This is a genomic window from Mesorhizobium yinganensis (assembly GCF_040081985.1).
GTDB classification, from domain to species: Bacteria; Pseudomonadota; Alphaproteobacteria; order Rhizobiales; family Rhizobiaceae; genus Kumtagia; species Kumtagia yinganensis.
Map to the genome: position 1 here is coordinate 25,925 of NZ_JBEBMH010000009.1, position 22,425 is coordinate 48,349.

At 63.1% G+C, this 22,425-nt stretch carries 24 protein-coding genes; 17 read left to right on the plus strand and 7 right to left on the minus strand.

All coding sequences use genetic code 11. From position 1 onward, the window contains the following. Positions 1–8 precede the first annotated feature (8 nt). The 3 genes from ABMA59_RS17555 (at position 9) to ABMA59_RS17565 (ending at position 2,098) form a co-directional block, all read left to right on the plus strand. Positions 9–869, plus strand: coding sequence for a 23S rRNA (adenine(2030)-N(6))-methyltransferase RlmJ (locus ABMA59_RS17555; RefSeq protein ID WP_349006676.1), 861 nt, complete (start codon positions 9–11; stop codon positions 867–869). A gap of 67 nt (positions 870–936) precedes the next feature. Then, positions 937–1,374: a hypothetical protein gene (locus ABMA59_RS17560; protein WP_349006677.1), complete on the plus strand. Its 438-nt coding sequence runs from the start codon at positions 937–939 to the stop codon at positions 1,372–1,374. A gap of 7 nt (positions 1,375–1,381) precedes the next feature. Continuing rightward, positions 1,382–2,098: a ribonuclease T2 family protein gene (locus tag ABMA59_RS17565; protein WP_349006678.1), complete on the plus strand. Its 717-nt coding sequence runs from the start codon at positions 1,382–1,384 to the stop codon at positions 2,096–2,098. Between the two features lie 104 nt (positions 2,099–2,202). Here ABMA59_RS17565 and ABMA59_RS17570 read toward each other — a convergent pair whose 3' ends face one another. Then, positions 2,203–3,363, minus strand: coding sequence for an acyl-CoA dehydrogenase family protein (locus ABMA59_RS17570; protein WP_349006679.1), 1,161 nt, complete (start codon positions 3,361–3,363; stop codon positions 2,203–2,205). Between the two features lie 181 nt (positions 3,364–3,544). Here ABMA59_RS17570 and ABMA59_RS17575 point away from each other — a divergent pair, with 181 nt between their 5' ends. Continuing rightward, positions 3,545–4,237, plus strand: a complete 693-nt coding sequence (locus ABMA59_RS17575) for a winged helix-turn-helix transcriptional regulator (RefSeq protein WP_349006680.1) — start codon at positions 3,545–3,547, stop codon at positions 4,235–4,237. A gap of 97 nt (positions 4,238–4,334) precedes the next feature. Further along, positions 4,335–4,931: a glutathione S-transferase family protein gene (locus ABMA59_RS17580; RefSeq protein ID WP_349006681.1), complete on the plus strand. Its 597-nt coding sequence runs from the start codon at positions 4,335–4,337 to the stop codon at positions 4,929–4,931. A gap of 206 nt (positions 4,932–5,137) precedes the next feature. Here ABMA59_RS17580 and ABMA59_RS17585 read toward each other — a convergent pair whose 3' ends face one another. Next, on the minus strand, positions 5,138–5,803 hold the full coding sequence (locus ABMA59_RS17585) for an outer membrane protein (RefSeq protein WP_349006682.1): 666 nt from the start codon (positions 5,801–5,803) through the stop codon (positions 5,138–5,140). Positions 5,804–6,210: 407 nt separating this feature from the next. Between ABMA59_RS17585 and ABMA59_RS17590 the strand changes: the two genes are divergently transcribed. Then, positions 6,211–6,972: an SDR family oxidoreductase gene (locus tag ABMA59_RS17590; RefSeq protein ID WP_349006683.1), complete on the plus strand. Its 762-nt coding sequence runs from the start codon at positions 6,211–6,213 to the stop codon at positions 6,970–6,972. Further along, positions 6,969–9,065 (plus strand): excinuclease ABC subunit UvrC, encoded by a 2,097-nt coding sequence (uvrC, locus tag ABMA59_RS17595; protein ID WP_349006684.1) that lies wholly within the window; start codon positions 6,969–6,971, stop codon positions 9,063–9,065. Before ABMA59_RS17590 ends, uvrC begins: the two co-directional genes overlap by 4 nt. Here uvrC and ABMA59_RS17600 read toward each other — a convergent pair. Further along, positions 9,047–9,280, minus strand: coding sequence for a hypothetical protein (locus ABMA59_RS17600; RefSeq protein ID WP_349006685.1), 234 nt, complete (start codon positions 9,278–9,280; stop codon positions 9,047–9,049). The genes uvrC and ABMA59_RS17600 overlap by 19 nt on opposite strands. 123 nt (positions 9,281–9,403) lie before the next feature. On the opposite strand from ABMA59_RS17600, the gene pgsA reads away from it, so the two are divergent. The 4 genes from pgsA (at position 9,404) to ABMA59_RS17620 (ending at position 13,096) form a co-directional block, all read left to right on the plus strand. Continuing rightward, positions 9,404–10,000 (plus strand): CDP-diacylglycerol--glycerol-3-phosphate 3-phosphatidyltransferase, encoded by a 597-nt coding sequence (gene pgsA / locus ABMA59_RS17605; RefSeq protein WP_349006686.1) that lies wholly within the window; start codon positions 9,404–9,406, stop codon positions 9,998–10,000. Continuing rightward, a complete protein-coding gene (gene moaD, locus ABMA59_RS17610; RefSeq protein ID WP_349006687.1) occupies positions 9,997–10,263 on the plus strand; it encodes a molybdopterin converting factor subunit 1 in 267 nt (88 codons plus the stop codon). The genes pgsA and moaD overlap by 4 nt, the downstream gene beginning before the upstream one ends. Positions 10,264–10,266: 3 nt before the next feature. Then, positions 10,267–10,740 carry a molybdenum cofactor biosynthesis protein MoaE gene (locus ABMA59_RS17615; RefSeq protein ID WP_349006688.1) on the plus strand — a complete coding sequence of 158 codons (474 nt, stop codon included), beginning with the start codon at positions 10,267–10,269 and terminating at the stop codon, positions 10,738–10,740. 157 nt (positions 10,741–10,897) lie between these two features. After that, positions 10,898–13,096: a sensor domain-containing protein gene (locus ABMA59_RS17620; RefSeq protein ID WP_349006689.1), complete on the plus strand. Its 2,199-nt coding sequence runs from the start codon at positions 10,898–10,900 to the stop codon at positions 13,094–13,096. A gap of 101 nt (positions 13,097–13,197) precedes the next feature. Here the strand turns inward: ABMA59_RS17620 and ndk are convergent, their stop codons facing one another. Next, positions 13,198–13,620: a nucleoside-diphosphate kinase gene (gene ndk / locus ABMA59_RS17625; RefSeq protein WP_349006690.1), complete on the minus strand. Its 423-nt coding sequence runs from the start codon at positions 13,618–13,620 to the stop codon at positions 13,198–13,200. 106 nt (positions 13,621–13,726) lie between these two features. Next, complete coding sequence (locus tag ABMA59_RS17630) at positions 13,727–14,419, minus strand: glutathione S-transferase family protein (RefSeq protein WP_349006691.1); 693 nt, start codon at positions 14,417–14,419, stop codon at positions 13,727–13,729. Between the two features lie 68 nt (positions 14,420–14,487). Here ABMA59_RS17630 and ABMA59_RS17635 point away from each other — a divergent pair, with 68 nt between their 5' ends. Next, positions 14,488–15,000 (plus strand): DinB family protein, encoded by a 513-nt coding sequence (locus ABMA59_RS17635; protein ID WP_349006692.1) that lies wholly within the window; start codon positions 14,488–14,490, stop codon positions 14,998–15,000. Between the two features lie 26 nt (positions 15,001–15,026). Here ABMA59_RS17635 and vapC read toward each other — a convergent pair whose 3' ends face one another. Together vapC and ABMA59_RS17645 are read right to left on the minus strand one after the other, a co-directional pair. Further along, the gene (vapC, locus tag ABMA59_RS17640; protein ID WP_349006693.1) at positions 15,027–15,428 is read right to left on the minus strand and encodes a type II toxin-antitoxin system VapC family toxin; all 402 of its coding nucleotides are present in this window, start codon (positions 15,426–15,428) and stop codon (positions 15,027–15,029) included. Beyond that, positions 15,425–15,619: a type II toxin-antitoxin system VapB family antitoxin gene (locus ABMA59_RS17645; RefSeq protein WP_349006694.1), complete on the minus strand. Its 195-nt coding sequence runs from the start codon at positions 15,617–15,619 to the stop codon at positions 15,425–15,427. Before ABMA59_RS17645 ends, vapC begins: the two co-directional genes overlap by 4 nt. Before the next feature lie 110 nt (positions 15,620–15,729). Here ABMA59_RS17645 and ABMA59_RS17650 point away from each other — a divergent pair, with 110 nt between their 5' ends. The 5 genes from ABMA59_RS17650 (at position 15,730) to ABMA59_RS17670 (ending at position 22,424) form a co-directional block, all read left to right on the plus strand. Further along, entirely contained in the window at positions 15,730–17,607 is a 1,878-nt protein-coding gene (locus ABMA59_RS17650) for an ABC-F family ATP-binding cassette domain-containing protein (protein WP_349006695.1), read from the plus strand. Between the two features lie 218 nt (positions 17,608–17,825). Next, positions 17,826–18,839, plus strand: a complete 1,014-nt coding sequence (locus tag ABMA59_RS17655; protein WP_349006696.1) for an ATP-binding cassette domain-containing protein — start codon at positions 17,826–17,828, stop codon at positions 18,837–18,839. Then, on the plus strand, positions 18,836–19,642 hold the full coding sequence (locus ABMA59_RS17660) for an ABC transporter permease (RefSeq protein WP_349006697.1): 807 nt from the start codon (positions 18,836–18,838) through the stop codon (positions 19,640–19,642). The genes ABMA59_RS17655 and ABMA59_RS17660 overlap by 4 nt, the downstream gene beginning before the upstream one ends. A gap of 166 nt (positions 19,643–19,808) precedes the next feature. Then, complete coding sequence (locus ABMA59_RS17665) at positions 19,809–20,237, plus strand: GNAT family N-acetyltransferase (protein ID WP_349006698.1); 429 nt, start codon at positions 19,809–19,811, stop codon at positions 20,235–20,237. A 63-nt stretch (positions 20,238–20,300) separates the two neighbouring features. Beyond that, positions 20,301–22,424 carry a molybdopterin-containing oxidoreductase family protein gene (locus ABMA59_RS17670; RefSeq protein ID WP_349006699.1) on the plus strand — a complete coding sequence of 708 codons (2,124 nt, stop codon included), beginning with the start codon at positions 20,301–20,303 and terminating at the stop codon, positions 22,422–22,424. Position 22,425 lies beyond the last annotated feature (1 nt).

The following is a 22,425-nucleotide window of genomic DNA, read 5'->3' on the forward strand; positions in this document are numbered from 1 at the left end:
CGAGCGCAATGAACTATCGCCACGCATTCCACGCAGGCAATTTCGCCGACGTCGTCAAGCACGTCATCCTCACGCGGCTGGTCGAATACCTGAAACAGAAGGACAAGGCATTCCGCGTCATCGACACCCATGCCGGCGCCGGCCTCTATGATCTTTCCAGCGACGCCGCACAGCGTACCGGCGAATGGCGGGGTGGCATCGGGCGCCTGCACGATTCGCCGTTGGCTGCACCCGCCGCGGCCCTGCTCGCACCCTATCTCGAAGCGGTTGCAGCGGCGAATGGCGAGGACGGGTTCAAGCACTATCCCGGCTCGCCGCTGATTGCCCGCCATTTGCTGCGCAAACAGGACCGGCTGACGGCGATCGAGCTACATCCGCGGGAAGCCCGCGAACTGGCCGAACTGTTCGTTGATGACCATCAGGTCCGCGTCATCGAACTCAATGGCTGGCTTGCGCTCGGCGCCCATCTGCCGCCCAAAGAAAAACGCGGGCTTGTCGTGGTCGATCCGCCCTTCGAGCAGCCCGGCGAGTTCGAACGGCTGCTTCAGGGACTCATGAAGGCGCACCGCCGCTGGCCGGGCGGCATCTATGCGCTGTGGTATCCGGTGAAGGATCGCGACGCCGTGTCTCGTTTCGCCCAGAACCTGCGCGAAGCCGGCATCCCGAAAATCCTCGACATCCGCTTTTACATCCGTCCGCCATCGGACGAGCCGCGCCTCGACGGCACCGGCATGGTCGTGGTCAACCCGCCCTTTACGCTGGAAGCCGAGCTGCGCACCATCCTGCCGGCGCTGCACCGTGTCCTCGCGGAAACACCCGGCGGCGAATGGACCCTGGAATCGCTGGCAAAGGACACCCCCGGAGCTTGACCGGCAGCCGGCCTTTGCGCAGAGTGAATCAGAACGTCCACCCATCCGGACCGATCGCGAGGGCTTCATGTCGCATGTCGTCAAAACACTTGTCGCGGCCGCACTGGCCCTCGGCGGCGTGACGTTCGCATCCATTTCCCATGCCGCGGACTATCTCGTTCAGCGGCACAAGGAGATCAGTGCCTGCGAAAACCCGCTTTTCCTCGGCAAGATATCGGATCGCTTCACCTATCAGGTCCACAATGTGCCCAACCTGCCGGATGTCCGCATCGAGGATTTCCGCGACATCCGTGAGCACCGCTATCTTCCCGAAACCGAGGAATGGCCGATTGCGCGTCGTTATTGCGCCGCGACCGTGGTGCTTTCCGACGGCCGCAAGCACGATCTGTGGTATTTGATCGAAGGCCGCATGGGTTTCGTCGGCATCGGCGAGAATGTCGAGTTCTGCGTGTCGGGTTTCGACCGCTGGTTCGTCTACAATGGGCGCTGCCGGGTCCTGCGATGATCTGACCATGCCGGGCGGCAGGCGGTCGCCGCTGCGGCTCGCCGCGCTGCTCTTCGCGGGATTGGCCCTTGCCGGCTGCGACCAGCAACCGGCTGATGCCGACGCCAATCCCCAGCAGGCCGCCATCGACGCGGGCAAGAATATCCCGCTCGGAAAAGGATTCGATTTCTACGTCCTGTCGCTGTCCTGGTCGCCGAGCTATTGCGAGGCGGAAGGCGAGAACGCCAACCGGCAGCAATGCGCTTCCGGCCGCCCCTACGCCTTCGTCGTCCACGGGCTTTGGCCGCAATTCGAGCGCGGTTTTCCGGAGGACTGCGGCGGCAACAGCGACGTGGACAACGACACCGCCCGCTCGCTCTACGACCTGATGCCGTCTGCCGGCCTGATCCGCCACCAATGGCGCAAGCACGGCACATGTTCGGGCCTGTCCCAGGCCGATTATTTCAAGGTGCTGCGCTTCGCCCGCGAGCGGGTGGTGGTGCCGGAGGAATTCCGCCGTCTGGACGACTATCGCACCTTGTCGCCGGGCGAGGCCGAGCAATCGTTCATCCGAGCCAATCCGGGCCTCGATGCGTCGGACGTCGCGGTCTCCTGCGACCGCCGCTATTTGCGGGAGATCCGCATCTGCATGACCAAGGATCTCGATTTTCGCGCCTGCCCCGAGATCGACCGCCGCGCCTGCAAGGCGGCAGAGGTCACAATGCCGCCGATGCGCGGCGGATAGGGTCTTTGCCTCAGCAAGATCGCGATGCCGCGTGTGCCTGAACGACGCGGCATCGCTTTATTGTCCGCCTGACCACGAGCGGACAATCCGAATTCTGTGGACGATCAGAAAATCGTCGCCGTCGGCACCCCCAACGCCATCGCGCCGGCATATTCGGCCTGCGGGCCGGCCTGCAGCGGATGGAAGCGGGCGCCCTGCACATCGCGAAAACAGCGCTCCAGCCCGTTGGCGCGATAGAAGCTCGCACCGCCGGCCAGTTCCATCGCCAGTTCCACGGCTTGGATCGCGTTCTTCGCCACCAAAGTGCGTCCCATCATCACTTCGTTCACCGAATCGGCTGATGGCGCGTTGCGCTCGACGATGTCCATCATCCAGCGATGCGCGAGCTGCGCGGCGCGCAACGTCGTGTCCATTTCGCCGGCCAGCTTCAGCGTATGCGGCGTCTGCCGCTTCTTCTTGGCCATGCCGATCGCCATGTCGCGGGCGTTCTCGGCGACGCCGAGATAGACCGCATAGATCAGCGGGAAGGCGATGGTCGAGATGATCTGGAACAGCGGATGCCATTCGCCGCTCTTGCGCGTCAGCGCGACGCTGGCGTCGGGCACGAACAGGCCGTCGATGACCACGTCATTGGAGCCGGTGCCTCGCATGCCCATCGCCCGCCACGTCTCGACGATCTTCACCGCCGGAGAGGACATCGGCACGCCGAAATGAATGACCGAAGCGGTGCCGTCCTCGCCATGCACGATTGCGCCTGTCATCAGCAGATTGCCCGACGCGGCCCCCGAGGTGAAGACTTTGCGGCCGGAGATACGATAGCCGCCATCGACCTTCACCGCCTCTCCCGAACCCGCGATCCAGTCGGAGCCGCCGCTCGACAGCAGCATGATCCGTTCGTTGGCGACACGCTTCAGCAGCGGCTCGGCGGCAGCGAGGTTCTGGTGGCGCCAGCGCCAGGCCGGGATCGCCACCTGATGAGTATGCATGGCGAAGGCCAGCGCCGTCGAGGCGCAATGGCGGGCGAGTTCGCGCAGCATCGCGGCGAGTTCCGCGACGTTCGCACCGCCGCCGCCGAGTTCGGCGGGCACGGCCGCTTCGACCAGGCCGGATGTCTTGAGCGCCTCGAAATTGGCGGCGACGAAGCGATCGTTCTCGTCGGCGTCGTCTGCGTGCTCTGCGAACTGCGGGCCAAGCTGCCGTGCCAATGCGACGACGTCTATTCGGCGCAGCATGCTGGCGGGTTCTGCTCTAAGGGGGGCGTTCATTGTGGTCTCTCCTATAAAATGTTGCAGAATTCCACATTTTACGAAGCCGCGATCCGACACAAGTACAGGAACTGTACCGATCGAAATAAGCCATTGCGCGCCCTGAGCGACGCCGACGGATGCGCTTGGCAAGTTCAACAGCCGCAGTGTATTCTCATACGGGAAAATCGCGGGAGGATGTATGGAAGACCGTGGTGGATATGGGCAATTCTGCCCCGTCTCGATGGCCGCCGAGGTGTTGTGCACCCGCTGGACTATGCTGGTCGTGCGCGAACTGCTTTACGGCTCGAAACGCTTCAACGATCTGCGTCGCGGCGTGCCGCGCATGTCGCCGGCGCTTTTGTCCAAGCGCCTGAAAGATCTGGAAAAATGCGGCATCATCGTCGCCGTTCCAGGCGACCGGGGCGGCATGGAGTACCAGCTTTCGGCGGCGGGCGAGGAGTTGAAACCCGTCGTGCTGTCGATGGGGCTGTGGGGTCACCGCTGGGTGGAATCCCGGCTCACCCTGAAGAACCTCGATCCGTCGCTGCTGATGTGGGATATCCGCCGCAAGCTCAATCCGGAGCCGCTGCCGCCCGGACGCTGCACGATTCAGTTTCAGTACCCCGAATTGCCCGATACGCAAAAGAACTGGTGGCTGGTCATCGACGCGGGCACTGTGGACCTGTGCAATTTCGATCCCGGCTATGACCTGAACCTCCTGGTGCGCAGTTCGCTGCACACCATGACGGCGATCTGGATGGGCATCGTGCCGATCCCGTCCGAGATTGCCGCCGGGCGGCTAACTCTGGAAGGTGAGCGGCCGGTGGCCAAGGCCATGCAGCAATGGATGGGTTTCAGCCCCTTCGTACACGAACAGCGGGCGGTGGCCTGACGATCCTTGGCCCAGTCCGGGGAACCCGCTGAAGGTCCAATTGCCTCCGCAAGCGTTCGGCCATAGCTTCGCCGGCATCACACCGGAGATACTGCGAATGCCGAAAGTGCTCTACGCGCCTGCCTCGCCCTATAGTGCCAAGGTACGGATGGCCGCCGCCCATGCGGGGATACAAGTCGACCTGGTGAAGGTCGAGACAGGCCCGCAACCCGCCGAACTGATTTCCGTCAATCCTCTCGGGAAGATTCCCTGCATGGTGCTGGAGGACGGCAGCTCATTGTTCGACAGCCGCGCCATCACCCAATATCTCAACCGCTTGTCCGGCAACACGCTGTTCCCGAAGGGCGCGGCCAAGCGCCTCGACGCCGAGCGGCTGGAGGCCTGGGCCGACGGCATCTGCGACTGCCTTCTCGCGCATGTCTATGAGCGCCGCATGCGCCCGGCCGAGAAAGTGCACCAGCCCTGGCTCGACCTGCAATGGACGAAAGTGGTGCGCTCGCTCGACCTGCTCAACCAGAGTCCGCCGCGCTTCGGCAAGAAGCCCACCGCGGGACACATCGCCTTGCGCGCCACGCTCGGCTATCTCGATCTGAGATTTGCCGGCCAGTGGGAGCGCGGCCGGGTCAAGCTGAAGCGTTGGGCGGCCCGATTCGACGAGAAGTTCCCGGAACTGAAGGCCTACCTGCCGGCGTGAGGGTGCGCCGTTTTCCTCCCTCTTGCGCGGAGGGTCCGACCCAACACCGGGACGCCTCGGCAGTGCGCTGAGGCAAAGCGGCGTTAGCCGGACGACCCATCCCGCTTTGCTACGCTCAGCTTCCTCCCTCGAGGGGAGGGAGGCCGGCGCACATGAAAAAGGGCCGGACGCAAGCGCCGGCCCTTTGGCTTGTCATGCGACAGAGTCTAGAAATGGACACCCACGCCCACCTGCACGCGGTGGTCCGAGGCGTCGACACTGCGTCCGCCGCCGACATCGAAGTCGGCGCTGCCATAGTCGGTGTAGCGGTATTCGACGCGGCCGAAGACCTTTTCCGTGAGCTTCACGTCGGTTCCTACGCCGGCGGTCCAGCCGAGTTGGGTCTGTGAGTCCTCGTCGCCGGCCGCCTCCACCGTCATGCGCTTGGCGGCACCGCCTGCGGTAACGTAGGTGAGTATGTCCGGGGTAACGGTGTAGCCGAGGCGGGCGCGCAACGACCCGTCGACGCCGCCCTTGACGCGTGTGCCGCTCTTCTTGCCTTCCACGCCGCTGTAGCCGATATCGCCTTCGACACCGGCGATAACGCCGCTGCCGACATCAAAATTATAACCGACAAAGCCGCCGCCGACGAAGCCGTCGGTGCTGACGTCGGCGCCGGTGTCTTCGTCATGCGACTTGCCGGCAAAACCGTAGCCGGCGGTGACACCCGCATAGGCGCCGCCCCAACTGGCGACAGGCGGTACTTCCATCGGCACGGCGGGCTCTGGCGGCGCCTCGATAGCGTCCGCTGCATTGGCGGCGCTCATGCCCATGAATGCGATGAGGCCGATGGCGGTCGCGGCGGGGAGCGCGAATTTTATTCTGGCTGACATTTCAATTCTCCTTAGCCACAGGACACTCGTTACGCTGTGGTCACTTTCGGAAGAGCCCGGCCCGGGACGGGAGGAACGGGCGCGGTGCTCGACAGTCCCGAATGTGGCCTCCAAATGCGGCCCCGCAACACCCGAAGTTTGATCATTCGCCGGCGCCTTTATGGCTGGATTTCGGTGTTGCGCCGGCGCAACAGAGCTTTGTCAGCAGGGTTGGATCGATCTTGCCGAGGCCGCTTGGAGCAAGGGTTTCGGCGTCCTATATTGCGGCATTCACTAAGCCGATTCAGTCGTCTCGGGGCAGCGATCGAGGCGATCCCGCCACAATCCCGCCCGATGAACGAAGGACCGGTAAACGGCTTATTCGGCGTTCGCTCGCGCGCGCCCAACAAATACAAGGGCAGGAAGCTTTGGCAGCAACGACCAACGTGCTGGTGACCGGAGGCGCGAGACGCATTGGCCGCGCCATCGTCGAGGACTTGGCCCGTACCGGATTCGGCGTGGCGATCCACTGCAACCGTTCGCGCAGCGAAGGCGAGGCGCTTGCCGCCGCCATAACGGGGCAGGGCGGGCGCGCGGTTCTGGTCGTCGGCGACCTCACCGATATGGCCGTGCCGGCGAGACTGGTCTCGGAGGCCGAAGCAGCACTCGGTCCGCTGTCGATCGTCGTCAACAATGCCTCCATCTTCAAGGATGACGCGGCGACCGATTTCTCATGGGAGGGCTGGGACCGGCATTTCGCCATTCACGCCAAGGCGCCGGTGGCGCTGGCGCGAGTGCTCGCCGAACGCCTGCCACCGGAGGCCGAGGGTTTGGTCGTCAACATCATCGACCAGCGCGTGCTGAGGTCCAATCCGCGCTATTTCTCCTACGCACTGTCGAAGTCGACGCTTTGGGCCGCGACCCGCACCATGGCCCAGGCGCTGGCGCCGCGCATCCGCGTCAACGCGGTCGGCCCCGGCCCGACCTTCGCCAACGAGAAGCAGCAGCCGGAGGATTTCCAGGCGCAGATCGACGGCCTGATCCTGAGGCGCGGACCGTCGCCGGATGAATTCGGCGCGACGATCCGTTATCTCTGGCAGGCGCGCTCCATCACCGGCCAGATGATCGCCCTCGACGGCGGCCAGCATCTTGCCTGGGAGACGCCCGACGTGTCAGGCATGGTCGAATGAGTCCCGTATCCAGCAAGCTCCGCCCGCCGCCGATCCCGAAAAAGGATGAGGCATCGGATGATATTGCCGGCTATCTGCCCGACGCCGAGACAGACGAGGACGAGGATATCGCGGTAGAGCCCGTCGCTGCCGCGGGACCGGACATCCCCTTCACAGCGATAGACTGGAGCGCTACGCACGGCAGCGACGCGGACGGCAAGGTCGGGGCCGACGTCATCCAGACCCTGGTCAAGCGCCTGCCCAACGCACCCGGCGTCTATCGCATGATGAACGCCGCCGGCGACGTGCTTTATGTCGGCAAGGCGCGCAGCCTGAAGAAGCGCGTCACCAACTACGCGCAGGGACGCTTCCACACCAACCGCATCGGCCGGATGGTGCGCGAGACGGTCACCATGGAATTCGTGGTGACCCGCACCGAGATCGAGGCGCTTCTGCTTGAAGCGAACATGATCAAGCGCCTGCGACCGCGGTTCAACGTGCTGCTGCGCGACGACAAGTCGTTCCCCTACATCGTCGTCACCGGCGACCATGCCGCGCCCGGAATCTTCAAGCATCGCGGCGCGCGTTCGCGCAAGGGCGATTATTTTGGTCCCTTCGCGTCCGCCGGCGCGGTCGGCCGCACCATTAATGCATTGCAGCGGGCTTTCCTCCTAAGAACCTGCACGGACTCGGTTTTCGAAACCCGTACCCGGCCTTGCCTGCTCTACCAGATCAAGCGCTGTTCCGGGCCCTGCACGGGCGAGGTATCGGTCGACGACTATGCCGAACTGGTCGGCGAGGCCAAGGATTTCCTCTCCGGTCGCAGCCAGAAGGTGAAGACGCAGATCGCCGACGCCATGCAACACGCCTCCGACGATCTCGACTTCGAGCGCGCCGCCGTTTACCGCGACCGATTATCCGCCCTTTCGCATGTCCAAAGCCACCAGGGCATCAACCCGCAATCGGTCGAGGAGGCCGACGTCTTCGCGCTGCATCAGGAAGGCGGTCAGGTCTGCATCCAGGTCTTCTTCTTCCGCACCGGCCAGAATTGGGGCAACCGGGCCTATTTCCCGAAAGCCGATCCGGCGCTGGAGGCCGGCGAAGTGCTTGGCTCGTTCCTGGCGCAGTTCTACGACGACAAGCCCTGTCCGCGATTGATTCTGCTGGCGCAGGAAGTCGACGAACAGGACCTTCTGGCTGAGGCATTGGCGACCCGCGCCGGCCACAAGGTCGCGATCGGCGTGCCGAAACGGGGCGAGAAGAAGGACCTGACCGACCACGCCCTGCAGAATGCCCGTGAAGCGCTCGCGCGCCGTCTGGCCGAGACCTCGACCCAGGCGCGCCTGCTCGTAGGCCTCAAGGAGACCTTTGGTCTCGAAAAGGCGCCGACGCGCATAGAAGTCTACGACAATTCGCACATCATGGGCACCAACGCCGTCGGCGCGATGATCGTCGCCGGGCCGGAAGGCTTCGTGAAGAACCAGTACCGCAAATTCAATATCCGCTCGACCGACATCACCCCCGGCGACGATTTCGGCATGATGCGCGAAGTCATGGAACGGCGTTTTTCGCGGTTGCTCAAGGAAGCGCAGGCTGAAGGGCAGAGCGCAGAGGCTGCCGCTCCCGATGATGATGAATCGGCAGGTCACGGCGCATTCCCCGCCTGGCCGGATGTTATCTTCATCGATGGCGGCCAGGGACAGATGTCGGCCGTGCGCAAGATCCTGGATGATCTGGGCATTGCCGACCGCGTTAACGCCATCGGTGTCGCCAAGGGTGTCGATCGCGAAGCCGGTCGTGAACGCTTCTTCGCTCCCGGCCGTGACTCCTTCACTCTGCCTGTGCGCGACCCCGTCCTCTATTTCGTCCAGCGTCTGCGCGACGAAGCCCACCGCTTCGCCATCGGCTCGCATCGCGCCCGCCGCAAGAAGGAGATGACCCGCAATCCGCTCGACGAGATCGCCGGCATCGGCCCCGGCCGCAAGCGCGCGCTGCTTCTCGCCTTCGGCACTGCCAAGGCGGTCAGCCGGGCGGCGATGGACGACCTGATGGCGGTGGAAGGCATTTCTGAATCGGTGGCAAAAGCCGTCTACAATCACTTCCACGAAAGCTGATCCGGCCACAATTGCGTGCTCGAACAACGGTAAGCCTGGGCGCGCGGATTGGTCGCGCCGGGGTCCGGGTTTTCGGTGCCTGCGTCATGCTCGCCGGGGCCGCGCGTCAGGCCAATTGAAGGGAAGCTCCGGTCTATGAAAGCCAACTGCTTGGAAATGCTGGCTATTGGGAACTTGACGCTGCCGTGGGGCGGGGAACTGCTCTTGCCGCTCATGGATGGCGGCCGGCAGCGATGCGCAAAAACCCTTGTTTTTACCTCTGGTCCACCCGATTTGGCGAGTTGACCCCCCACGATCCCATCTGATTTGAGTACGGCTAGGCGAAAGCGACGAAAAATATGGCCAGACGCGCGTTCAATCTTCCCAACATGCTGACCTACGGGCGGATTCTCGCGGTCCCTCTCGTTGTCCTATGCTTTTTCCTGGAAGGCCGGCTGCAATCCAGCGAATTCGCCCGCTGGAGCGCCTTCGCGATTTTTATCCTGGCAAGCGTCACCGACTATCTGGACGGCTACCTGGCGAGGGCCTGGAAGCAGACCTCCAATATAGGCCGTATGCTCGATCCGATCGCCGACAAGCTGCTGGTTGCCACTTGCCTCCTACTGCTTGCCGCCGATACCGATCATCGCGGCGGCATTGCCGGCTGGTCGCTCTGGGCGGCCATCATCATCCTGTGCCGCGAAATCCTGGTGTCGGGCCTGCGCGAATACCTGGCCGAGCTCAAGGTGAGCGTCCCCGTCACCAAACTCGCCAAGTGGAAGACGACCGCGCAAATGGTTGCAATCGCTTTCCTTTTGCTCGGGCCCACCGGAGACGAGATCTTGCCCTACTGGACGCAGATCGGCATATTCCTGCTTTGGGTTTCAGCCATCCTGACCCTATATACCGGCTATGACTATTTCCGCGCCGGCGTGAAGCATATCGTGGACGAATGAGCGAGCAGACCGTCAGACTGATCTATTTCGCCTGGGTGCGCGAGCGCATCGGGCGTTCCGAGGAGGAGGTTACGCTGCCTCCTCAGGTGAAGTCTGTTCGCGAGTTGCTGGCTTGGTTGAGGGATCGCGGCGAAGGCTATGGCAACGCGCTGAAATATCCCGATGCGATCCGCGTCGCGATCAACCAGGAACATGTCGATCACCGGGAACTGGTCGCGGGTGCACGCGAGATCGCGCTGTTCCCGCCGATGACCGGAGGCTGATCCGTGGCCGGTTGCGAGCCGACCGTGCGCATCCAGCGGGAGGATTTCGACACCGCCGCCGAGATCGCCCGGTTGACTCGGGGCAGGTCGGATGTCGGTGCTGTGGTAACCTTTTCAGGGCTTTGCCGCGACGAAGCCGGCACGCTGGCTGCCCTTGAGCTCGAACATTATCCAGGCATGGCCGAGGCCGAGATTGTGCGGATTGCCAGGGAAGCCGCGCAGCGCTGGCCGGTCAGCGGACTGACAGCGATCCATCGCTTCGGCCGGATCGAGCCGGGCGCGAACATCGTGCTGGTGGTGGCCGCATCGGCACATCGGCAGGCAGCGTTCGAAGCCGCCTCCTTTCTGATGGACTATCTGAAGACACGCGCTCCTTTCTGGAAGAAGGAGCACCGCCGCGACGGCCAATCAGGCGACTGGGTCGAGGCGAAGGACGCGGACGAGGCGGCAGTGAGCCGCTGGCGGGTTTCGCCATAGGAATGCCGAACTAGCTAGACCGCAGGCTATTGCAATTGGGACCGGATATTTAGACAATTCTAATGGCCGTATTGTACCCTGCGGTCGGTGAACGGTTCCACGTTGGGCGATGCAATCGCTGTTGAACTCCGTCCATGAATTTGCGACCGGAGGGAATTTGCTTCTCGCGGCGAACCTTGTTCTGTTGGCGCTTCTCGCCTTCTCGATGTTCCGCTACCGCCGCCTTTATCTGAAGGTCGCCGACGATCGTGAGAACAGCAAGGAACTGATCGAGAACCTTTCCGAGGGGATTTATAGATCGCTTCCGGATGGGCATCAGCTCAGTGCCAACAAGGCTCTGGTGAAGCTGAACGGCTATGACACCGAAGAGGAAATGCTCGCCAGCGTTCTCGACATCGGTAAGGAATGGTACGTGCAGCCCGACCGGCGCGATCAGTTCCGCGCCATCCTGCATCATGACGGCAAGGTCGAGAACTTCGTTTCGGAAATCTACCGCCACAAGACGCGCGAGCGCATCTGGATAACCGAATCCGCACGTCTCGTTTACCACAAGAAGACCGGCAAGCCGCTTTTCTATGAAGGGTCGGTGCGGGAGATCACCGAGACCATCGAACGCCTGGCGATCGAGGAACAGTTCCGCAAGCTCACCCAGCGTCTTCCTATCGGGCTCTTCCACTTCGTCCGTCGCGGCGATGGGAACAACGATATATTGTACCTCTCCGAAGGCGCGTCGCGCATCAGCGGCATTCCGCGTGACGAGCAGATCGCCAATCCGCTGGCGTTCCACGAACTGGTGTTCGAGGACGACAGGTCACGTTATTACGAATCTTATCTCAAGTCGGCCGAACATCAGGTCTCCTGGGACTGCGAGTTCCGTATCCGCACGCGCGACGGCGTCGAGAAGTGGGTGCGCATCAACGCCAGCACCGAAATCACCAACGGCGAAATGAATTGGTACGGCTACATCGCCGATGTCTCGATCCGCAAGAGGCAGGAGATGGAGATCGAGGAACTGGCCTACTACGATCCGCTGACCAAATTGCCGAACCGGCGGATGTTCCTCGACCGTATGTCCCAGACGCTGGAGCGATGCGGCCATGAAGCTAGACATGCGTCGCTTCTGTTCATCGATCTCGATAACTTCAAGGCGCTCAACGATACGCAGGGTCACGACATGGGTGACCTGCTGCTGGTCCAGGTCGCCGACCGGTTACGCCAATGCGTGCTGCCCGGCGATATGGTCGCCCGCATAGGCGGTGACGAATTCGTCGTCATTCTCGATGAGGCGGAACAGGATTCCGCGCTCGCCACGGTCAAGGCGATTTCCACCGGCAACCGCATCCTGTCCGACCTGAACCAGGGCTTCGAGATCGGTGCGTTGCGGCATCTCGGATCCGCGAGCATCGGCATCGTGGTCTTCGATGGTGTCCGGCAGCGCGCCGACGAGATCCTGAAACGGGCCGATATCGCCATGTACCAGGCAAAGGGGGCTGGCCGTAACCGATTTGCACTCTTCGACCCGAAAAGCATGGATCACGAGTCGCGGCGCTTTGAGTTGCTGGCAGACTTGCGTCACGCCTTTGCCGCGAACCAGTTCGATCTGCATTTCCAGCCACTGGTCGATTTCACGGGGCGCGTCGTGGCGGCCGAAGCGCTCATCCGCTGGGACCATCCGCAACGGGGCCGGATTCGTCCCGACCAGTTCGTCGCCCTGGCCGAGCAGTATGGGCTGAACGACGAATTGACGCGCTTCGTCTTCGATACCGGTTTCCGCGCGCTCGCAATCTGGGGCATGCAATCGTCGATGAGCCATTTGCGGCTGTCGCTGAATGTCAGCGTGCAGTCCTTCTCGAACGACGGCTTCCTGCCGATGGTGCGCGGCCTTATCGAGAAGCATGCGGTCGACCCTCGCATGCTGACTTTTGAGCTGACCGAGCATGTGATGGCCAAGGACCATGAGCACGTGCGGCGGCGGATGGCCGAGATCAAGCAACTCGGCATCCGGCTTTCGCTCGACGATTTCGGAACCGGATATTCGTCGCTGGCCTACCTCAAGCAACTCCCCTTCGACGAGGTGAAGATCGACGGCGGGTTCGTGGCCGACATAGAGGGATCGGAGAGCGACCGGGCGCTGGTCAAGACCATTTTGGCGATGGCGCGCACGCTTGGGCTGAAATCGGTGGCCGAGCACGTCGAGAACGTCCGGCAGGAAGCCTTCCTACGAGCCTTTGGCTGCGACTATCTGCAGGGCCATCTCTACAGCCCGGCACTGCCGCTTCGGAAGTTCGACGCCCTGTTTGAGCCGCCCGCCGTGCATCCCGGGACGACCGACGACGGAATGCGAAAGCTCGCCTGAGCGTAGCCGATCTGACGAGTTGTCAGCTAGAAACGAAAGAGCCGGCTTGGCGCCGGCTCCATGAAATTCAGCGATTTGCGCCCTTTTTCGGACGGGCCGTTTCAGCCGACGATCTCGGTGTCGGAGAACCAGTAGCGGATTTCCTGGGCGGCCGTCTCCGGGGCATCCGAACCATGCACGGAATTCTCGCCGATCGACAGGGCATGCACCTTGCGGACCGTGCCTTCGGCTGCATTGGCCGGGTTGGTGGCGCCCATCACTTCGCGGTTCTTGGCGATGGCGTTCTCGCCTTCGAGAACCTGGACGATGGTCGGCGCCGACGACATGAATTCCACCAACTCGCCGAAGAACGGCCGTTCCTTGTGGACGGCATAAAAGCCCTCGGCCTCGCGGCGGCTCATCCACACGCGCTTGGATGCGATGACGCGCAGGCCGGCGTCTTCAAGCATCTTGGTGATCGCGCCGGTGAGATTGCGCCGGGTGGCATCGGGTTTGATCATCGAGAAGGTGCGTTCGATCGCCATTGGATGTCCTTGTAAGGCAGCGGAAAGGGGAAAGTGCGGAGCCTATACAGGCCGCCTGACGCCTTGCCAAGGGGAGTGCTGCGGCGTTGCCAAGGGCGGGGGCCACTCACGCCGCCGCCACGACACGCCTGCCGGTGCGGTCATGCAGGTCGAGGCAGCGTTCGAACCAGGCCGCGACCGGGTCGTCGGCAGCAAGCGCCTGGAAAGGCGATACGATGCGGACCCATTGGAAGGCGCCGAACACGATGTAGTCTGCGAACAGCGGTGCCGCGCCGCCGATGAATGGCTGATAGGAAAGCATGTTGCGCAGCGGCTCAAGCCCCGCTCGAAACGCCGCCAGTTTCTGGTTCCGATCCACCGGCACCTCTTCGATCGGTTTGCCGAAGCGTTTTTCACGACTCTCCCGGAAATAGGCTTGGTCAGCCGGCTCCAGCATTCCGTGGATGTCCATCAGTGCCGCCGCTCCCAGGAATGGATGCACCGTAAGCTGTGACCATCGCTCTATGAAGCGCGCCATCGCCATGCCGCCGGGACCGCCGAACAGGCTTGGCCGATCGGGATAGGCTTCATCCAGGTAGAGCGCGATATCGAAGGAGTCCGTAACGACGCGGTCGCCGTCGCGGATGATCGGGACCGTCTTCGAGGCGCTGTCTTCGACCAGCGGAACCCGCGTGAACGGTGTCGCCACGGTCTCGTAAGGCAGCCCCTTGTGGGCGAGCGACATGACGGTCTTCCAGCAATGCGGGCTGAAGGGACGGGAGGCGTCGGTTCCGGCGAGTTCATAAAGCAGAATGGTCATTGGCGGCCCGTGAATTGGCGATTAGGACTGCTGCGACTTTTGCCGCGCCGAACCCAAAAAGGAAGCCGATGAAGCAGCATTTCGAGATGTTCGCCGCCTACAACCGTTGGGCCAACCAGCACGTCTACGAGGCGGCGGCCAACCTCACGCCGGAAGAATTCAATCGCGACACCGGCGCCTTCTTCAAGTCGGCGATGGGCACGCTTAACCATCTGCTGGTCACCGACCGCATCTGGATGAAACGCTTCAGCGGGCTCGGCGATGCGCCGACCGCGCTGGACGCCATCCTGTTTACGGATTTTACAAAATTGCGGCCCGCGCGGATCGCCGAAGACGAACGTATTTCCGATTGGATCGGCAGCTTGACGGCAAAGCAGCTTGCCGGCCGCTTCACCTACACGACGCTGTCGGACATGCGCACGATCTCCCAGCGCCTGGCGCCGGCGCTGGCGCATGTCTTCAACCATCAGACCCACCATCGCGGGCAGATGCACGCGATCCTGACCACACTTGGCAAGCCAAGTGTCTCGCTCGATTTGGCGTATTTCCAGCGCACGGAGGAGGGCAGGGAGTTTGCTTGATCGCGGAAATTCCGGCTCGGCGATGCTCAAACCTGCGTGCCGAAAGCCTTAAGTCCGAGTTCGGATTCCATGAGCGCGAAATCGCGGTCGTTGTGCAGCAGCGGCACGCCGTTCTCGATGCACCAGGTGGCAATGATGACGTCGATCGTCCCGCGAATGGTAATGCCTTTTGATCGAAGTTTCCGGTAATTTGCCGCCGCGGCACGGGCGATCACTTCCCCGCACAGCGGCATGACGCGAAAGGCTCTGATCTTTGCCTCGAGTGCCCGCAAGCCCGCCCCTTCCCGGACACCTTGCAGCACCTCAGCCAGAATGAGGTCGCCAATCGCGAACTCCACGCTGCCGAGCGACATATGTAGCATTTCGCCCTTTGCGGAGGTTCTCCCGGCCAGATAGTCAATCCAAACTGAGGTGTCGACCAGGATCATTTGTCGCGTCGCATGGCGTCAAGATCGCCCTCCCATTCGATCTTTCCGCGCAACGATCTCAACGCTTCCTGGGCGTTCAGGCGCACCAGAAGTTCGAGGGCCTCCTCGACCGTCTCTTTCTTGGTCCGCTTGCCGGAAGCCTGCATGGCCATTGCCATCAGCTTGTCGTTGATTTCGATATTGGTGCGCATGATCCAAATCCGGCAATGTGTATAGAGGATCAAAATTATACACATTCCGGCTTGCGCATTCAACTTCGGTCCTTGATCTTGCCGGCTCCGTCCGTCACAAGCGCGGCATTATGCTGACCATCAACGACCTTTCCCTCCGCATCGCCGGGCGCCTGCTTCTCGACCATGCCTCGCTGTCGCTGCCCGAGGGCGCGAAGGCGGGCCTGGTCGGACGCAACGGCACCGGCAAGACCACGCTGTTCCGCGCCATCACCGGCGATCTTGCCAGCGAGACCGGTTCGATCTCGCTGCCGAAAAACACGCGCATCGGCCAGGTCGCGCAGGAGGCGCCGGGCACCGAGGATGCGCTGATCGAGATCGTGCTGGCAGCCGATACCGAACGGGCGGCGCTGCTCACCGAAGAGACGACCGCGACCGATCCGCACCGCATCGCCGAGATCCACATCCGGCTCGCCGATATCGACGCGCATTCGGCGGAGGCGCGCGCCGCGACGATTCTTGCCGGCCTGGGCTTCGATTCCGATGCGCAAAGGCGGCCTGCTTCATCCTTTTCCGGCGGCTGGCGCATGCGCGTGGCGCTGGCGGCGGTGTTGTTCGCGCAGCCCGACTTACTGCTGCTCGACGAGCCGACTAACTATCTCGACCTAGAGGGCACGCTCTGGCTGGAAAATTACGTCTCGAAATACCCGCATACTGTTCTGCTGATCAGCCACGACCGCGACCTGCTCAACCGCGCTGTGAATTCGATCGTCCATCTCGACCAAAAGAAGCTGACCTTCTGGCGCGGCGGCTACGACCAGTTCGAGCGTCAGCGCTCCGAACAACTGGAGCTGCAGGAAAAGAGCCGCGTCAAGCAGGAGGCGCAGCGCAAGCATCTGCAGTCCTTCGTCGACCGTTTCCGCGCCAAGGCCTCCAAGGCAAGGCAGGCGCAGTCGCGCATCAAGGCGCTGGAGAGGATGAAGCCGATCGCCGCCGTGCTCGATGACACGGTCCGCCCGTTCAGCTTTCCCGAGCCGGTGAAGACGGTGGCCTCGCCGATCGTCGCGCTGTCCGGCGTCAATGTCGGTTATCAGCCGGGCCAGCCGATCCTGAAGAAAATGTCGTTGCGCATCGACGCCGACGACCGCATCGCACTCCTCGGCGCCAACGGCAACGGCAAGTCGACCTTCGCAAAACTGCTCGCCGGCCGCCTGAAGGCCGAGAACGGCACGATGACGGTCGCGCCCGGGCTCAAAGTGTCGATCTTCGCGCAGCACCAGCTCGACGATTTGAGGCCGGAGGAGAACGCCTACGAGCATGTGCGCCGGATGATGCCGGAGGCGCCGGAATCGAAGGTGCGGGCGCGCGTCGCCCAGTTCGGCCTGACAACCGAGAAGATGAACACGCCGGCCAAGGACCTTTCCGGTGGCGAGAAGGCGCGGCTGCTGATGGGGCTTTCGGCCTTCGACGGACCCAACCTGTTCATCCTAGACGAGCCGACCAACCACCTCGACATCGACTCCAGAGAGGCGCTGATGGTGGCGCTGAACGATTTTCCAGGCGCCGTCATCCTGATCAGCCATGACCGCCACCTGATCGAGGCGACGGCCGACCGGCTGTGGCTGGTCAAGGACGGCGCGGTCAATCCGTTCGACGGCGACATGGCGGACTACCGCCAGATCGTTACAGGTGTTTCCGGCGACCGCCGCGAGAAACGCGAGGCCGACAAGGCGTCGAAGGCGGACCGCCGCCGCGAGGCCGCGGCCCGCCGCGCCGCCGCCGAGCCACTGGCAAAGGAAATCCGCGCCACGGAGGCGCTGATGGACCGGCTGCGCAAACGCATCGACCAGCTCGAGGACAGGCTGGCCGATCCCACCGTCTACGAAAAGGACCCCACGACCGCCACCCAACTGGCCAAGGAGCGCTCGCAGCTTGGCGCGCAACTCTCCCAGCAGGAGGAACGATGGTTGGAGATGTCGGCGGAGTATGAGGAGGCTACGGCGGAGTAGGGAAGCCAGATTCTGGAAGCCTTTGAATCGATCCAGCCGCTGACCGCAAGCCGCACCGCAGCTACAACCACGATCTCCAGTCCTGCAACTACAAATGTCGTGAGTTGTCAGGAGAGACCGCTCCGCAAGCTGCCGCAAACCCGCAAAGCTGGTATAGGCGTCGGCTCGCTCGACAGGCCGAGCGTCCTGAATTTTTTGCGCCTCAGGATCAAATCGCCATGAACGATGTTTCCTCTGTCAGGGCCCTTTCCGGTATCTCCGAGGCCGCGCCTTTGGCGATTTCCGCGCGCGGCATGACAAAAACCTTCGGCGATGTGCGCGCGGTCGACGGCATCGATCTGGACGTCCCGCGCGGTATCATCTTCGCCATCCTCGGGCCGAACGGCGCCGGCAAGACCACGCTGATGCGCATGCTCGCCACGCTCGCCCGGCCGGATGCGGGAACCGCGATGATCGTGGGGCACGATCTGGTCCAGTCGCCGCACAAGGTCCGAGAGGTCATCGCCATGACCGGGCAGTTCGCCTCGCTCGACGAGCATTTGACCGGCCGTGAAAACCTGATGCTGCTTGCCCGCCTCTGGGGATTTCGCGGCCGCGCGTCGAAAACCAGGGCCGACGACCTGCTCGCAACGTTCGGCCTGTCCGACGCCGCGACCAAACAGGTGAAGGACTATTCCGGCGGCATGCGGCGCAGGCTGGATATCGCCGCCTCGCTGGTGGTGACCCCGGACGTGCTGTTCCTCGACGAGCCCACCACCGGCCTTGACCCGAAAGCGCGAAAGGACGTCTGGGCGATGATCCGCGGGCTCGCGGAATCCGGCGTGACGATCCTGCTCACCACGCAATATCTGGAGGAAGCGGACCAACTCGCAGCGCGCATCGCCGTCATCGACCACGGCAGGAAAATCGCCGAGGGCACCAGCCGCGAATTGAAGGCGGCCACGGGCTCCGGCGTGCTGCATGTCGCGCTTGCCGATCCTACGCAACTCGACCGAGCGGCCACGCTTCTCGAAACCCGGCTTGGCCACACGGTCCAGCGCAGCACCGAGGGCGCCGAACTTTCGATCCTCGCCGGCACCGCGAAGGCGGCCAACGAGGCAGTGGCGTCGCTCGTCGCCGAAGGTATTGAGCCATCGGATTTCTCCATGGGCCAGCCCAGTCTCGACGAGGTGTTTTTCGCGCTGACCGGACAGCCGGGATCGAGTGAAAGCCGGAAGGACGAAATCCGATGAGCGACACGATAGCCCTGCGACGCCCACAAAACGTCGCTCGCCCGCCTCGGCCTTCCGCCATCTCCAACGCGCTGGTGTTCGGCTGGCGCGCGGTGCTGAAATTCAAGCATGTGCCGGAGCAGCTCTTCGATCTGGTGATGACCCCGATCATGTTTACGCTGCTGTTCACCTTCGTGTTCGGCGGCGCGCTTGCCGGCTCTCCCGGCGAATACCTTCAGTTCTTCCTGCCCGGCATCCTGGTCCAGACGGTCGTCTTCAACTCCGTCTACTCGGGCATGGGTCTGTCGACCGACCTCGGAAAAGGCCTGTTCGACCGTTTCCGCTCGCTGCCGATCTGGTCGCTCTCGCCCTTTGCCGGACTGATGGTCGGCGACGTGCTCCGCCATCTGATCGCCGGATCGATCATCCTCGGCATCGGCCTGATCCTCGGCTATCGGCCGCAGGAGGGCGTTGTTGGCGTCATCGCCGCCTTCGCGCTGCTCATTGCCATCGGTTTCGGCGTCGGCTGGATTTTCATCGTGCTCGGCCTGCTGATCCGCACGCCAATGACGGTGATGACCATCGGCTTCACCTTCATCTTCCCGCTGGTCTTCGCCTCCAACATCATGGTCGACCCCGGCACCATGCCGGGCTGGCTGCGCGCCTTCGTCGACGTCAATCCGGTCTCGTCGATGACCACGGCCCTGCGTGGCCTGATGGACGGCGGCGCGACGATCGGACAGATCGCCCTGGCCCTGATCGCACCGGTGGTGTTGACCGCGATCCTGGCACCAACGACGGTGTGGCTGTATTTGAGGCGGTAAGGCTTCCCCGAGGGCCGCTCGGGTGTAACGTTACCGTGACGCTGTAACAGCAGGCGGCGGCGAGACGAACATCGGACTGAACGCCAGTGCCTCTGGCAATATGATATTGGCCGGCGGCCAGGTCGGCCGGCGTTGCGTCCGCGTCGTCACGAAATGAGCACTCAACATGACCAGTCCCATCAGGCCGCGGCACGATCTTTCGCCGGCTGAAATCGATGATGTCGAAAATGCCCTCTACGATCACACGCGGCAGGCCATAGGGCGAACCGATGCGCGCGGGATAGGTTTCGTGATCGAGGACGAGACCGGGCGCACTATCGGGGTTGCCGCGGGTTTCTCCTGGGGCGGCATTTGCGATCTCAAGCAGATGTGGATCGATGAAGCCTGCCGCGGACACGGTTATGGAAGGGCGTTGCTGACTGCTTTCATCAACGAGGCTTCACGTCGGGATGTCAGGCGAATTTGGGTGGCGACCCACGATTTCCAGGCACCTGGGTTTTATGAAAAGGCTGGCTTCAAGCGGATGGCCGCGTTCGACGGATGGCCGGAGGGTCACTCCAATGTCGTTCTCTGCAAGACGTTGACCACCGTGTAGCGGCAGCCTCGTTGATATTGCTGGCTCTACTCTCGACACGCTAAGCAAGCTATAGGGTTCGCCATGAACCAGCACGCCCGCATCGCACAAGCCAAGCTCCGCATCGGACATTCCGCCTGTCCGCACGACTGCCCGTCGACCTGCGCGCTCGACGTCGAATTGCTCGACGAGCGCACCATCGGCCGCGTCCATGGCGCGAAGGCCAACACCTACACCGCCGGTGTCGTCTGCGCGAAGGTCGCGCGCTATGCTGATCGCGTCCATCACCCGGATCGTCTGCTGAAGCCATTGGTGCGCTTGGGCGCCAAGGGCGAGGGCGGCTGGAAGGAATCGAGCTGGGAAGCCGCGCTCGACCTCGTCGCGGAAAAATTCATCGCGGCGGAAGGAAAATACGGCGGCGAGACGGTGTGGCCGTATTTTTATGCCGGCACGATGGGGCTGGTGCAGCGCGACGGCATCAACCGGCTGCGGCACGCCAAGAAATATTCGGGCTTTTTCGGCTCCATCTGTACCAATCTCGCCTGGACCGGCTGGATGATGGGGACCGGAAAACTCGCCGGACCCGACCCGCGCGAAATGGCGAAATCGGATTGTGTGGTGATCTGGGGCACCAATGCGGTGGTCACGCAGGTCAACGTCATGACCCACGCCATCCACGCCCGCAAGCAGCGCGGCGCGAAGATCGTGGTGATCGACATCTATGACAACGCCACGATGAAGCAGGCCGATATGGGGCTGTTGCTGAAGCCAGGGACCGACGGCGCGCTCGCTTGCGCGGTCATGCACATATTGTTTCGGGACGGGCTGGCCGACCGCGACTATCTCGAAAAATACACCGACGACCCGAAGGGTCTTGAAGCGCATCTGGCCGACAGGACGCCGGAATGGGCGGCAGCGATCACCGGGCTTTCCGCCGCCGAGATCGAGGCCTTTGCCCGCCTTGTCGGCACGACCAAGCGGACCTTCTTCCGTCTCGGCTACGGCTTTTCGCGCCAGCGCAACGGCGCGGTCAATATGCATGCGGCCCTATCGGTCGCGGCGGTGACCGGCTGCTGGCAATATGAGGGCGGCGGCGCCTTCCATTCCAATTCGGGCATATTGAAGCTCAACACCGATCTGGTGGAAGGTTCGCGGCTGCGCGATCCGGATATCCGCTACCTCGACCAGTCGCGTATAGGCCCGGTTCTGACCGGCGCGGCGGACGCGCTGTTCGGCGGGCCGCCGGTGACGGCGATGCTGATCCAGAACACCAACCCGGCCAATGTCGCGCCGGAGCAACGGCTGGTGAAACGGGGTTTCCTGCGCGACGATCTTTTCACCTGCGTGCACGAGCAGTTCATGACCGACACGGCGAAACTCGCCGACGTCGTGCTGCCGGCGACGATGTTCCTAGAACACGACGACATCTACAAGGGCGGCGGCAACCAGCACGTCACGCTCGGCCCAAAACTGATCGATCCGCCCGAGGGGCCGCGCACCAATCATTTCGTCATCGAGGAGCTGGCGAAGCGCCTTGGCGTCGCCGACCGTCCGGGCTTCGGACTGACCGAGCGTGAGCACATCGACATCATGCTGGAAAAGAAGGGGCTGGGCAGCTTCGATACGTTTCGGGAGCGGCGCTGGGCCGACCTGCAGCCGGAGTTCGAGGCGGCGCATTTCGTCAAGGGGTTCGGCCACCCGGACGGGAAATATCGATTTCGTCCTGATTGGACGGGCACTCCGGCGTCCAACCGTCCGCCGAAGAGCATGGGCATCTTCGGCCCGCACCAGCGCCTGCCGGAATTCCCCGACCATGTCGACCTGATCGAGGTGACGGATGCCGAGCACCCGTTCCGGCTGGCGACGTCGCCGGCGCGCAATTTTCTCAATTCCAGCTTCACCGAGACGCCGGTGTCCATTGCCAGGGAAATCCGCCCGCAACTGCTGATTCATCCCGAGGATGCCGAGACGCTTGGGCTGGGCGAGGGTGCTCGCGTCGAGGTTGGCAACCGGCGCGGCGAGGTTGTGCTGCATGCCAAGCTCTTCGACGGCGTCAGGCGGGGCGTGGTGATCGCTGAGGGCGTGTGGCCGAACAGCGCGCATGAGCGCGGCGAAGGCATCAACGTGCTGACCGGCGCCGACGCGCCGGCGCCTTATGGCGGCGCGGCGGTGCATGACAACAAGGTGTGGGTGCGGGTGGCGGCCTGAT